This window comes from Enterobacter sp. V87_3 (assembly GCF_029967835.1).
GTDB lineage: Bacteria > Pseudomonadota > Gammaproteobacteria > Enterobacterales > Enterobacteriaceae > Enterobacter > Enterobacter cancerogenus.
Genome location: NZ_JASCAM010000021.1, coordinates 26983 through 39641, shown reverse-complemented (window position 1 = coordinate 39641; position 12659 = coordinate 26983). Strand labels below are relative to the sequence as shown.

Sequence of the window (12659 nt, the reverse complement as noted above, 5' to 3'; positions counted from 1 at the left end):
GTAAGCGCAGCGCCACCGGGCAAAGGATTACGTGCGGTCTGGTGCCCTCACCCCAGCCCTCTCACAGGGAGAGGGAGAAAACACGCATCACTTTTTACGTGACAGTTTGAACGCCACAAACAGGAAGACCACCCACACCGGCAGCAGCATGGCGGACAAACGCATGTCGTCGATGGTGCACATCAGCACGAGGATCATCGCCAGGAAGGCGATACAGATGTAGTTCCCCGCCGGGTAGAGCAGCGCCTTAAACTGCGTCTCGCGGCCCTTACGTCGCATTGCCGCACGAAAACGCAGGTGCGCCAGGCAGATCATGATCCAGTTCAGCAGCAGCGTGGCAACCACCAGCGCCATCAGCAGGCCGAACGCCTCTTTCGGCAGCAGGTAGTTGATCAGCACCACCAGCGAAGTGATTGCCCCGGAGAGCAGCAGCGAATTCACCGGCACGCCGCGACGGCTGACACGGGTCAAGAACTTCGGTGCGTTACCCTGCACGGAGAGGCCAAACAGCATACGGCTGTTGGAATACACGCCGCTATTATAGACCGACAGGGATGCCACAAGGATCACGAAGTTCAGCGCAGACGCCACCACATTACTGTTCAGATCGTGGAAAATCATCACGAACGGACTGCTGTCAGATTTCACTTCCACCCATGGATAGAGCGCCAGCAACACCACCAGCGAGCCGATGTAAAACAGCAGGATACGGTACACCACCTGGTTGACCGCTTTCGGGATGCTTTTATGCGGATCGCGCGCTTCGGCGGCGGTAATGCCGATAAGCTCCAGCCCGCCGAAGGAGAACATGATCACCGCCAGGGACAGGATCAGCCCCTTCCAGCCCGTCGCCAGGAAGCCGCCGTGCTGCCAGAGGTTGTCGATCGTGGCGCGCTCGCCGCCGTGACCGGAGAACAGCAGCCACAGGCCAAAGCCGATCATGCCGATAATCGCCAGTACTTTGATCAGCGCAAACCAGAACTCGGTTTCACCGTACAGGCGCACGTTAACCAGGTTGATCGCATTAATGATGATGAAGAAGGCGGCAGCCCAAATCCACGTCGGGACGTCCGGGAGCCAGTACTGCATATAGATGCCGGCGGCGGTCAGTTCAGCCATGCCTACCAGCACAAACATCACCCAGTAGTTCCAGCCGGAGAGGAACCCCGCGAACGGCCCCCAGTATTTGTAGGCAAAGTGGGCGAACGACCCAGAAACCGGCTCTTCGACAACCATCTCGCCGAGCTGGCGCATGATCAGGAAGGCGATGATCCCGGCGATGGCGTAGCCCAGCAATACCGCAGGACCTGCAATCTGAATGGCGGGACCGATGCCGAGGAACAGCCCGGTGCCGATCGCGCCGCCCAGGGCAATTAACTGTATATGTCGATTTTGCAAACCACGTTGCAGCGTCGGATGCTGATCCGACGAGGCTTCAGGGCTGTCGTTGCCTGAAGCGGATGACGCGTCTTTCACGTCCTACCCCTGTCTCTTTTTTAGAAGGGGCACGTTTTAACACTTCATGCTGGAGGTAGCAAGGGATTGGGGCATCCCTGCCCCGATAACGAGGTGGAACCTAGAACTCGTAGCCTACCGACACCTTAAAGGTGCGCGGTTCGCCCTGAGTGACGTAAGTGCCGGAATCGTCAACGCTGGTCCAGTAATTTTCATTGGTCACGTTGTCGATACCCGCACGAACGGTCATCTGGTTTTCATTGTGGTTAACGGCGAAGCGATAGCGCATGCCGAGATCCAGCGTGGTGTAACTGTCCAGCTTTTTGCTGTTAGCCAGGTCGGCGTACTGCGTGCCGGAGTGGTTCACGCGCGCGGTCGCGGTCAGGCCATCGATCGGCTTGATGTCGTATTCCGCGCCCAGTACGGCATAGAAGTTTGGAATGCCGATCGCATCGTTGCCCTGGTTGAGGCCGTTGTTGGTTTTGGTTAATTCCGCCTGCAGCCAGGTGGCGCTGGCGTTCAGGCGCATCCCCAGCATCGGCTCACCGAAGACGTTCAGCTCGACGCCGCGGTTGCGCTGCTCTGCATCCAGCCCGTAGCGTTTGGTTTCGCTGTCGAGGATCGCCGACGGCATTTTGATTTCGAACAACGCCAGGGAGCCGCCCACGCGGCCAAAGTCGGCCTTCACGCCCACTTCGTTCTGCTTAGAGTGCACGATACCGGTGCTCTGGCCGTAGTTAACGGCGGTGTTGGGCGCGGTTTCGCCCGGCTGCAGCGCTTCGGTGTGGTTGGCGTAAAGAGAGATCTCATCCCAGGGTTTGTAAACAACGCCGTAGGTGGGCATCCAGCGACTGCCGTCGAAACTGTCTGCCGCATTTTCCGCCCCGGTGATTTTGTTGTAGCCGCGAATAACCACTTTCTGATGACGCGCTCCGGCGGTGAACAGCAGTTTGTCGTCCAGCACGCCCAGCGTATCGCTCAGCAGCCAGCCCTGTGTGCGGGTGCGCCCGCTGGTCAACGGATCGCTGTATTTCCCGCCAGACCCGTTGAAGTTAGTGCTGTCCGGCGCGTCGACGCCGGTATTGTGATAGATGTTGGTGTACGGGTTATCTGCCGCCGCCGACATTTTCCACGCGATTTTCTCGTTTTTGGTCATCGCGGAATACCCGACGTTGACCTTATGCGACACGAAGCCGGTATCAAAGTTGCCGCGAATGCCCGCCATCCCGCTGACGGAATCGCTGATGCGATTGGTATCGAGTCGGCTGGCCGTGGCCGTGCCACTCTTGTCCAGCAGCTTCGGCGCGCTGTAAAGACCTTCTTCATGCGCGTGCTGTGCGCCCAGGCCGGTGTAGGCCGTCCAGCTGTCGGTGATATCGTACTCGCTGCGCCACATGCCGAATTCGTTTTCGATATTGCTGTAGGCCCACTTCTGGGAGAAGTTACGGTCGTTTTTCGGCGGCTCCGGCACGAAATCCACCGCCGAGATGTTGACGCTGGTCGGGCTGCCGTGGAAGGTTTTCTTCTGATACCCCAGATCCAGCGAGGTGCGGAACTGGTCGCCTTTGTAATCCAGCCCGGTCGAGAGCAAGGTGGTGCGGCGGCGATCGTTGGCGACAGGCGTCTCCCCTTCACGGTGAACCAGGTTTACGCGTGCACCAAACCGATCGTTGTCGCCAAAGCGACGGCCTGCGTCCAGGGTTGTCCCTACCTGGGAATCCGAGGTGTAGTCCACGCCGACTTTAGCCTGCGGCGTGTCGCCCGCGTGTTTCGGCTCAAGGTTGATCATCCCTCCGACGCCGGAACTGGCGGCACCGTTCATCAGAGAGTTGGCCCCTTTGAAGATCTCAATCCGGTCAACCATCTGCGCGTCGACAACCTGGCGCGGCAGCACGCCGGAGAGGCCGCCAAAGGTCATGTCATCGCCGTCGAACTTCAGCCCGCGAATGCGGAAACTCTCCGCGCTGTTGCCGTAACCCTGCACAAACTGCACGCCCGCATCATTAGCGACCACGTCGGCGATGGTTTTCGCCTGCTGGTCTTCCACCAGCTTCGAGGTGTAGCTGATGATGTTGAACGGTACGTCCATGGCGTTCTGCTGGCCGAGCATCCCCATGCGTCCACCGTTGGCAACCTGTCCGTCAAGGAAGGCGGGCACCAGCTGGTCGCCGCCGGGCTTAAAATCGCTGGCGGCGGATGACTGGACGACGATGGTGTCCTCTTTTTTGGTATCCGCCGCCAGGGCGGAGTGCGTAGCCGCGCCGATAGCGAGCGCCAGCAGCGTTTTATGCATTGTGGTGTTGTTCATAAATAACTCATCAAAAGTGCGCGCAAGATTGGCCCGTCGCCGGGCCTTAGAATTTAGTTAAGCGAAATGCGAACGACGCTGTCCGGCCCGTTAGTGGAGTGATCTTTATTGAAAGGCTGCTTAACGGTGACGAACAGGGTCTGGCCATCCGCTGAGAGCAGCAGGCTGTTCGGATTCGGCGGCAGATCCCACGAATGCTTCACGGCCAGAGTGGTGGCGTCCAGACTCAGCAGTTTTCCGCTTTCGCGCTGAGTGATGTACAGCTCATTGCGTTTGGCGTTGAATTTCACCGCCAGCGAATCGCCCACCGCCAGCTGTTTGATCAGCTCACCGGTGCGGATATTCACCACCAGCGTGGTTTTGGCTTTGGAGTTGTCGGTGACAAACAGACGACCGGTGGCAGCATCTTCCGCCAGGTTCAGCAGCAGCGCAGGCTTGTCGCCCAGCGGTTTCCAGCGTTTTTCGATTTTGTTGCTGCGCGGGTTGATGACGAGGATCTCGCCGCCACCGTTAGCCGCGTAAATCCGGTCCGTCTGTTCAGACCACAGCAGCCCGGTCACCCACTGTCCGGCGTTTTTGATGGTTTTTTTCAGCTTCAGCGTTTTCGCATCAACCACCCAAATCACGCCCGGATCGCCCACACCGCCAACGTACAGCGTGCCGTCGTGGAGCATGATTTCGCGCGCGCCGAACGGGAATCCCTCTTTGTTGCGCTCGGTGAACATCAGGCGCTGTTGGATTTTGCCGTCCGCGGTGCTGATGGCGCTAATGCCACCGTCCAGCGAGTTGGTTACGTACAGGGTCTGCCCGTCCGGGGAGATCGTCATCGCAAAGTTTTTCAGATCGGTATGGCTGCGCCCGAGGGTTTTCAGCGTGGCAGGATCAAGCTTGTAGATCACCCCACCCTGAACATCCTTGAACCCTTCCGCGCTGGCAACGAACAGCGCATCGCCTTTCGGGTTAAGCACCATCTCATACAGGCCATCAGCCAGGTCGCGTTTTAACACGCCCGTTTGCGCCGGGGCGGTAACGGTTTTCTCAGGAGCCGGGGCAGGTGTGGCCGCTTTCTGCGCCGCACAGCCGGAAAGAGAAGCAGCGACGAGCAGCGCCAGCGCAGACATTTTTTTGGTCATCAGGAATATCCTTTACCGTTCAAAGATTATCGGGCGGGGATCTGCGTCGCATGTGGCTGCGATTGGGTGATGTAGGCAGGCTGTAAGGCCAGAGCAGGATCCACCGTTTTACTCAGTGTTCCGTGTGAGGCCTGCTCACTGTTTATGCGGGAAGAGTCCGTCTGCGCCCGCAAACACTAAAGAGAATGAGAACTATACTCATTATACTTTTATGATCAAGTGTAAATCTGCGTAACGTCTTCAATTAAAAGGAACGCCGGGATGAGGGGTATTCCCCCTCAGTTTTTTGTGCAGTAAAACGCCGGCGAGTTGCCGAAACGAAAGAGATAGCTGGAGGCATTCATCGGAACAATTTCCAGACTAATGCCGCGATCGCGGTGATGGAAGAAATCGGGGATATAATGACGATAGGCTTCGTCTTTTTTCGGTAATTCATTCGTATCGCTGGAGATAAGGATAACGCGTCCATCTTCACGCCAGAAACGGAAAGCCACTTTATTACTGACGGTTATTGGGGCCTGCCCTGCCTGCCGGTATTCTCCCGTGGAATCATAATCGCCCGTACCATTATGAAAAGAAAACGTCATCACGGTGTCTACCCATGCGCTGTTTTCCACGATAATTAAATGCCCCTCACAGGAAAAGTTATTCTGCTGGTAATGCAAATAACCTGCATAAAGCAGCGGGGCAACAATCGCCAGCATAATGGCCAACCAGCGCGCGGTGAGGTTAGTCATTTTCATAATATTGCTCCCGGTACAATATCGATTCACACTGTGCCCCTGCCGCCTCAGCCATTTTATCGCAGACAATTACCGACGTGCCCTGCTGATAATGATTGAGTGTGATATAAACCCGCCCTCCGGCGCTGCACTGAACCGGGTAGCGTTTAACCAGCGAGGTGAATTTATTCTGGCTTTGCATTTTGTCATGCAGGGAGGAATATACGTCACACCCCTCGACGTTGCCGATAAAATGATAGTCTGCAAACGGCGCATCACCCGGTTTTAATTGCTGATAGAGCACGAAACCGCTCATCAGAAAAAGAAGCGCGGCAATGCCGTAGGCTAATTTGGATGAAAACAGGTTTTTGCGCGGGCGCACAACGGGTGCGGGTAAATACGCCTTTTCTTCCTCAGGCTGGCCGTCTTTCGGGGCCGATACAGCAGGCAAAATAAACTCTTCGAGCGTACCGGACTGCAGATCTGCAACTGCCTTAAATCCCTCCTTTGGCACGGTCTGGACGATATTTTCTGCCAGGCCCACGGATTTAAGCGCCTTACGGATGGAGGCAATCGTCTGGTAGAGCGCATTAGTGGTGACAATCGCCCCCTGCTTTTCCCACACCGCCGAAAACAGATAACGCTGTGTCAGGACATCGCCGTTGTGTTCCAGCAGCAGGAGCAGGCACTCACTGACCGGGCCGTGCAGCAGCACCGCGCGATTGGGATAGCCATCACGCGGGCCAAGCCGACGTTTGTCTGGCTCAAACAGCACCGAGCCATTGATCAGAAAAACTGGCCTCATGGCGACCCCACAACGGGTAAAAAAACGTGCGATACATTCATCAACGTTATGTTGCCCTTTCCGTTAGAATTATCTGATTCAGAATTTAATTGTTATTAATCAACAAACTGCATTTTATAGCGCGCGGCTGTTTCGTTTTTCAGCGCACCGGGCGCCCTCTCCTGAATCAGTATAAATCATTTAACTTCACTCCTGTTTTTTGCCGCGAAACCGTAATGTCAGGGTCATGGAATTAAACCTGTCGCAGCGGGCTTTTACGGCAGGCCACGACAGAGAAATATGCTATGTATAAGTCAAAATATGCATTTAAATCTTGAGGCGTAGATCGGATATGCAATTTTAGGCCAAAACAACGCCACAAAGCCATTAATTAGAATATTGCACCAAAAATATGACTTATCTCGACAAATACTCTATGACAGAGGGGCTTCCCGTTGGTTTTACATAGCGCATAGGGTTGTGTATTGGAAAGCATTCATAGCAGCCATATAATCCTCCACACAAACGGTATGGATAATTTCGACACTTATATGTAGGAGTGCGTGCTCGTCTTCATTTAATACAGGTATATGATATGGGCTATCGTCTATACGGATTTATGATTGGTGATGAAATTCATTTCGACATTGCCAACCGCAGGCTATACCGGCTTACGGGCAGTCATACCGAGAAGAGCATCGCTTTCGCATCAATCTATTTTAACGAAACGATGTTACGACTGTTTCTGTATCTGCTGCAAAATGGCAGAGAGAAACCGGTCAGCAAAGAAGAACTTTTTGAAGAAATCTGGGAGGCGCATAATCTCAGCCCCTCCACACAGCGATTATGGCAGGTTCTGCACAATCTCAATAATAAGCTACGCCTGCTTGGCCTGCCAGACGATTTTATTCGCAATATTAAAGGGTGCGGTTACATCGTTAATTACCCTGATGTAATCCCCGTTTATTACAGAATGAGCGAACTCCCGGCTCACTCTGTTAAAAAAGAGGAGAAGACAGATACCCTGAATGAGTGATGTCACTTCAGGTGTTTGCCCTGAACACGCAAGTGTGAGGGGCATTTTTTTATCTTACTCCCTCATAATTATAAATTACCCCCATTAATGCTGGTGATGATAGCACTGTTGTTCGGTTATAACCGACGCTGGAAAAAACATATGAAGATATTAAATAGCTTTATTAATTTAAAAGTCAGTAAAAAATTATTCTTCGGATTCTCCGCTGTCCTGCTGATCACAGCAGCCATTCTGACCACCGGATTATTTGGCCTGTTTAACGTCCAGGACAAGGTAGAAAAAAACGGGCATACCACGGATCTCTTTAACGCCTTGTCGGCCGTGCGCCTCAACCGGACCAGCTATCAATATACGCTGGATCAAAAATATCTCGACCAGACCAACGCCGCCGCGCAGAGCATGCAGGCGACGGTTGCTCAGCTGGAAAAGTACGGCTGGACGGCCGACGGTAAATCGACCGTTGATAACACCGCCAACGCCGTAAACAGCTACGTTGAGACGCTGTCACTGTTTACGAAAGCGCTGGTTGAAAAGAAGGCGAGCGAGGCGAAGCTCAACACCCAAAGCCTGTGCGATAACTCAGGGCTTGCCTCTGCCCTGAGCCGCAACGGTATCCTCCCGCCGCAGCAGGCGCTGACGGCTGCTCAGGTGGCCTTCACCATGAGCGATATCGATTCGCAGGTGACGCTGTTCAAACAGCATCCGAGTGATGGGCTTAAGCAGGAGATCGTTTCACGCCTCCAAAGCGCTAAAAACGACGCTGAACAGCTGATGCCGTTCGTGCCTGAAGAGCAGAAAGCCTGGTTACTCGCCAGTCTTTCGGATACGAAGCGTATCGGTGGCGAACTGGATCACTATAAAGACGTCTGGTCGGATCAATCTACTTTGTCGGATGAACTGAACCTGAAGGCCGCTACGTTAACGCAGGCTATACAGACGATGTTCACCCGTCAGCAGCAGAAAGTGTTTGATACCGTCGATCATATTCAGATGCAGATGGTCCTGGTCGCAGCCATTGGGATCGCGCTAGGTATGCTGTTGGCTCTCGCCATTACCCGCTCGATTACGCGTCCGCTGAACGAAACCCTGCGCGTGGCAGAGCAGATTGCCAAAGGCGACCTGACCAGCACCCTGACCAGCACACGTCGTGACGAACCGGGCCTGTTAATGCAGGCGGTTGATACCATGAACACCAACCTGAAAAACATCATTAACGACGTTCGGGATGGAGTGGATAGCGTGGCGCGTTCTTCCTCGGAAATCGCGGCCGGCAATATGGATCTTTCGGCGCGCACCGAGCAACAATCTGCGGCCGTGGTGGAAACCGCCGCCAGCATGGAGGAGTTGACCTCGACCGTCGCGCTTAACGCGGAAAATGCCAACCACGCGCGGCTGCTGGCTGATGAAGCATCGCAAAATGCGACCGAAGGCAGCGCCATCTCACAAAAGGTGATCGATACCATGAAAAACGTGCGCAGCAGTTCGCACCGTATTTCAGAGATTACCACCGTGATCAACAGCATCGCTTTCCAGACCAACATCCTGGCGCTGAATGCCGCCGTGGAAGCCGCTCGCGCGGGCGATCAGGGCAAAGGCTTTGCGGTGGTGGCAGCCGAAGTGCGCACGCTCGCCCAGCGCAGTGCGCAGTCCGCCAAAGAGATTGAAAACCTGATCCACGAGTCGGTGGTGCACGTCGATACTGGCTTTAACCTGGTAGAAAGCGCGGGCGATGCCATGTCGCGCATTGAGACCTCCGTGGCGCAGGTGCGCGACATCATGAGCGAAATCGCCGCCGCCACCGATGAGCAAAGCCGCGGTATTTCGCAGATTGCACAGGCCATGGCGGAGATGGATACCACCACGCAGCAGAACGCTGCATTGGTGGAAGAGTCCTCTGCGGCGGCAAGTTCGCTGGAAGACCAGGCCGTACAGCTGGAGAAAGTAGTGTCGATTTTCCGCGTCTCGAAAGATAACGCCGGGCGTGCGGAAAAACGCCGGGTAAATGGTGCCAGCACCGCCACCGCGACCACGACCACGATGAAACGTCCCGCAGCCAGCGACCAGGACGACTGGGTCAAATTCTGATAACTCCCGCGCGGTTGCCCCGAGGGTGACCGCGCATTGAAGGCCACCATGACTACCGTAACTAAATCACCCTCAACCCTGCTCTCCGGGGTCAGCACGCTGCTGGCCCGTCTTTTTCCTCCGGCGCCCGATAAAGCGCTGAGCATCGCCATTCATCAGCGCCAGATCGTTCCGGTCTATCAGCCTTTCTTCAACAGCCAGACGGGCAACATCGCGGGCGTTGAAGTGCTGGCCCGCTGGAAGCATCCGCTGTACGGCAACGTTGCGCCGGACATTTTTATCCCGCTGGCGGAGGAGCATGATCTGATTGCACCCCTGACCCATTATCTGATCCAGCAGGTCATTGCCGAGCTTCGCCAGCCGATCCCTCTCTTCCCTGAGGGGCTTTACATCAGCCTTAATCTCAGCCCGCATAACTGCCTCGACCCGCATTTCAAAACGGATTCGCTCGATCTGTTAAATGCCCTCGCCGCCAGCCAGGTGCAGGTGGTGGTTGAGATCACCGAAAGGCATCCGCTGCATTTCACCCCGCAGCTAAGCGAGTGGTTTGCCACGCTGCGACAGTCCCGTATCGCTATTGCGCTGGATGACTTCGGCACGGGCTATTCGAACCTGTCATACATCCACGCCCTGCAACCGGAGTTCATCAAGATCGACAAACTGTTCGTCGGTCAGGTCCGCGAGAACGGCGACACCCGCCTTCTGGATAGCCTCATCAATCTGGCTAAAAATATGGATCTGCGGATCATTGCGGAAGGGGTCGAGACGCAGGCTCAGGCCGATTATCTGCGCGTAAAAAACTGTGATTACCTGCAAGGCTATTACTTCTGCAAACCGGTACAAATTGATGAGCTGGTGAGTTTGGTCAGCCGGGCGGCGGAGACGGTGTAAGGGGGAAAATGCTGAGTGAGAATGGTACGCCCTGTAGGATTCGAACCTACGACCTACGGCTTAGAAGGCCGTTGCTCTATCCAACTGAGCTAAGGGCGCACGGAGACGCGTGCACGTCGTGGTGGTGAAACGCGTGGAATTATACGGTCAATGGCAGGTGAGTCAATGCCTTTTCCCTCATATCCGCCGATAACCCGTAGTGGTTTGTAAATAAGGCTGTTTTTTCAACATTTCCCTCCGCGCTTCGCCCCTTTTATCACTGCGAAAAGTCCTGGCCGCAATTAAGTAACGCCCGCTGTTTTCCACTGCCTCACCTCGTCACACTGTTCATCGGTATCACGGCCACAGGGTGGCAGGCAGAGAACAGGACAATGGAGTGACAACGCAAAACCCGGTACGTAACCCTTCCTGCTTTCAGCCTCTTTCCCACTGCATCATCGGCGTCAAGCTTGAGCCTGTTGTTGCTCTCTCTTCTTCGCGTCAGGTCGGCGCTGAGGTGCTCAGCATACTGGTGGAAGACCGGCAAAATGAGTCCTTTTTTCGCGATCAAACCGCAGAGCAGTCGCTTATGCTGCTGGAAGCACAGCTGACGGCGCTAAAAAACGCGGTCGGCTATCACAATCTTTTCGTCAATTTGCCGATAAGTGTCATAACCGTGGCAGAAACATATCAGCGTTTACTCGCGCTGAAATGTCCGCCCCTGAATATCGAGATCGTCGACCCGGCAACCGTCCTCACGCTGTCGGATCCGCAACGTGAGAATGTCCGCCGACGTCTGCAGCGGCTGAGGCGTCAAGGCCACCGCATTTGGCTGGATGATGTTGATGAAGCGTTAGTCCGGTCATTCTTATCCTGTCGGCTACCGTTGCAGGGCGTCAAAATCGATAAATTCGCCTTCTGGCGGCTTCGGGAAAAGCCCGCGCTGGCCGCGCTGGTGGCACAGTGTTCGCAGCTTGCCGCCAACGTGCTTATCGAAGGGATTGAGACAGACAGGGATCAAGCATGTGCATTACAGGCAGGCGCGAGATTCGGTCAGGGGTATCGCTGGCCGTCCTGGAAATGGCCGGAGGACTAAGCGGTCATCGCCGAGAGGGATGCTATGCGAATGACAGTACGCCGCTACAGGCGTCGTCGGACAGGAAGTGATTCACTGGGATTTACGCTCTCACCTTTTGCTCCCCCCTTTTTCGATCGCCTCGAATTTTTGAGTCAGTCTATTCATCAGGCTCGCAAAACTGACGCCCCTTTTATGCTTCTGGTCACCGAGGATAACTTTCTGCGCGCGGGGTTTCTGCACGGCCAGTCTCCTGTGAGCAACTGCTGTGAGTACACCACGCTGGACGCAGCGCTGAACGCGCTTCATCTTTGGCCTTCCGCACGCCTGGTCGTGGATATTTATAGCCAAACCTCGACGCTTATCGACAGACTGGACCCGTTGCGCAGGCTGAGCCTCTACCCGCCTTTTATTAAGCCGTACCTGCTGATCCGCGCTGATGATTACGATGCCCGTCTGTTTTGCCAGGCCGCCGGCCCTTTTCACATTCTGGAACGTCAGCTCTCGCTTACCGCCCTGCACAAACAATTACTGGAGCCTTCCCCGCTCTCCGGCAGCAAGAAAGAGTGGTTTTCCCGCAGTGAATGGCCCCTGCTGCAGGATCTCGCGCGCGGTCTTTCGCTGCGCCAGATTGCACTCCTGCACAACCGCCCTTACAGCCGCATTGTTTATCGTCTCAGCTGCATCCTGACAAAACTGGGGTTAAATCACCGTCAGCAGCTTTTGCATCTTCTTAACAACCTCACAAACGTTACGATTAACTGACGCACTAAGCTCTTCATTCCTAAAGACCTTTAAGAAAGTACTTAACACACATGTTAATAAAATGTTTAATTTTAACTATTGCGCAATAATTACAACTATTCCTAATCTACGCCTTTAAACACTGTTAAATACTGCCAAAATGTTAAACAGGAGCATTTTAATCCATGCGTTAACCTATTCGATATAACGTTAAAAAGTTGATAATGATGTAAAAACAAGCAGCTTAGCGTAATGCCGGGAGAGCCGGAGATTAACAAATCAGCAGATCCTGCTGCGCCCTGCGCCGTGATTACGGGCGTAACGTTCGCTATTTCAAATGAAGGTAAGCGGTGCAGAAAGTGAAGAAATCTGAGTTTGACGGAGGCGGGAGAGGGTCTGTTTTTTAACCTGAAAATTTAACAAACGTTCAACATATAGTGGTATCTT

The 12659-nt window shown here is 54.5% G+C and carries 10 protein-coding genes and 1 tRNA gene; 5 read left to right on the top strand and 6 right to left on the bottom strand.

Going from position 1 to position 12659, the window contains the following annotated elements:
- Positions 1-87 precede the first annotated feature (87 nt).
- The 5 genes from pheP to QLG21_RS09220 all read right to left on the bottom strand — a co-directional run bounded on the left by pheP (position 88) and on the right by QLG21_RS09220 (position 6423).
- Complete coding sequence (gene pheP, locus QLG21_RS09240) at positions 88-1476, bottom strand: phenylalanine transporter (RefSeq protein WP_282484273.1); 1389 nt, start codon at positions 1474-1476, stop codon at positions 88-90.
- A 100-nt stretch (positions 1477-1576) separates the two neighbouring features.
- Positions 1577-3763: a TonB-dependent siderophore receptor gene (locus tag QLG21_RS09235; RefSeq protein ID WP_282484272.1), complete on the bottom strand. Its 2187-nt coding sequence runs from the start codon at positions 3761-3763 to the stop codon at positions 1577-1579.
- 53 nt (positions 3764-3816) lie between these two features.
- Positions 3817-4896: a hypothetical protein gene (locus tag QLG21_RS09230; protein WP_282484271.1), complete on the bottom strand. Its 1080-nt coding sequence runs from the start codon at positions 4894-4896 to the stop codon at positions 3817-3819.
- 278 nt (positions 4897-5174) lie between these two features.
- Positions 5175-5639: a hypothetical protein gene (locus tag QLG21_RS09225; RefSeq protein WP_137849154.1), complete on the bottom strand. Its 465-nt coding sequence runs from the start codon at positions 5637-5639 to the stop codon at positions 5175-5177.
- Positions 5626-6423, bottom strand: coding sequence for a winged helix-turn-helix domain-containing protein (locus QLG21_RS09220; protein ID WP_137849155.1), 798 nt, complete (start codon positions 6421-6423; stop codon positions 5626-5628). Before QLG21_RS09220 ends, QLG21_RS09225 begins: the two co-directional genes overlap by 14 nt.
- Positions 6424-6997: 574 nt before the next feature.
- Between QLG21_RS09220 and QLG21_RS09215 the strand changes: the two genes are divergently transcribed.
- The 3 genes from QLG21_RS09215 (at position 6998) to QLG21_RS09205 (ending at position 10414) form a co-directional block, all read left to right on the top strand.
- A complete protein-coding gene (locus tag QLG21_RS09215) occupies positions 6998-7438 on the top strand; it encodes a winged helix-turn-helix domain-containing protein (protein ID WP_137849156.1) in 441 nt (146 codons plus the stop codon).
- A gap of 141 nt (positions 7439-7579) precedes the next feature.
- Positions 7580-9523: a methyl-accepting chemotaxis protein gene (locus QLG21_RS09210; protein WP_282484270.1), complete on the top strand. Its 1944-nt coding sequence runs from the start codon at positions 7580-7582 to the stop codon at positions 9521-9523.
- A 48-nt stretch (positions 9524-9571) separates the two neighbouring features.
- Positions 9572-10414 (top strand): EAL domain-containing protein, encoded by an 843-nt coding sequence (locus tag QLG21_RS09205; RefSeq protein ID WP_282484269.1) that lies wholly within the window; start codon positions 9572-9574, stop codon positions 10412-10414.
- Between the two features lie 22 nt (positions 10415-10436).
- On the opposite strand, the gene QLG21_RS09200 is transcribed toward QLG21_RS09205, so the two are convergent.
- Positions 10437-10513, bottom strand: a tRNA-Arg gene (locus QLG21_RS09200).
- 277 nt (positions 10514-10790) lie between these two features.
- On the opposite strand from QLG21_RS09200, the gene QLG21_RS09195 reads away from it, so the two are divergent.
- Together QLG21_RS09195 and QLG21_RS09190 are read left to right on the top strand one after the other, a co-directional pair.
- Positions 10791-11489: an EAL domain-containing protein gene (locus QLG21_RS09195; RefSeq protein ID WP_282484268.1), complete on the top strand. Its 699-nt coding sequence runs from the start codon at positions 10791-10793 to the stop codon at positions 11487-11489.
- 24 nt (positions 11490-11513) lie between these two features.
- A complete protein-coding gene (locus QLG21_RS09190) occupies positions 11514-12233 on the top strand; it encodes a response regulator transcription factor (protein WP_137849160.1) in 720 nt (239 codons plus the stop codon).
- Positions 12234-12659: the final 426 nt, after the last annotated feature.

What these genes read in the sequence shown, in the direction of transcription:
- QLG21_RS09235 (WP_282484272.1), bottom strand. Translation starts at nt 3,763, where the DNA reads ATGAACAACACCACAATGCATAAAACGCTGCTGGCGCTCGCTATCGGC.
- QLG21_RS09230 (WP_282484271.1), bottom strand. Translation starts at nt 4,896, where the DNA reads ATGACCAAAAAAATGTCTGCGCTGGCGCTGCTCGTCGCTGCTTCTCTT.
- QLG21_RS09225 (WP_137849154.1), bottom strand. Translation starts at nt 5,639, where the DNA reads ATGAAAATGACTAACCTCACCGCGCGCTGGTTGGCCATTATGCTGGCG.
- QLG21_RS09220 (WP_137849155.1), bottom strand. Translation starts at nt 6,423, where the DNA reads ATGAGGCCAGTTTTTCTGATCAATGGCTCGGTGCTGTTTGAGCCAGAC.
- QLG21_RS09215 (WP_137849156.1), top strand. Translation starts at nt 6,998, where the DNA reads ATGGGCTATCGTCTATACGGATTTATGATTGGTGATGAAATTCATTTC.
- QLG21_RS09210 (WP_282484270.1), top strand. Translation starts at nt 7,580, where the DNA reads ATGAAGATATTAAATAGCTTTATTAATTTAAAAGTCAGTAAAAAATTA.
- QLG21_RS09205 (WP_282484269.1), top strand. Translation starts at nt 9,572, where the DNA reads ATGACTACCGTAACTAAATCACCCTCAACCCTGCTCTCCGGGGTCAGC.
- QLG21_RS09190 (WP_137849160.1), top strand. Translation starts at nt 11,514, where the DNA reads ATGCGAATGACAGTACGCCGCTACAGGCGTCGTCGGACAGGAAGTGAT.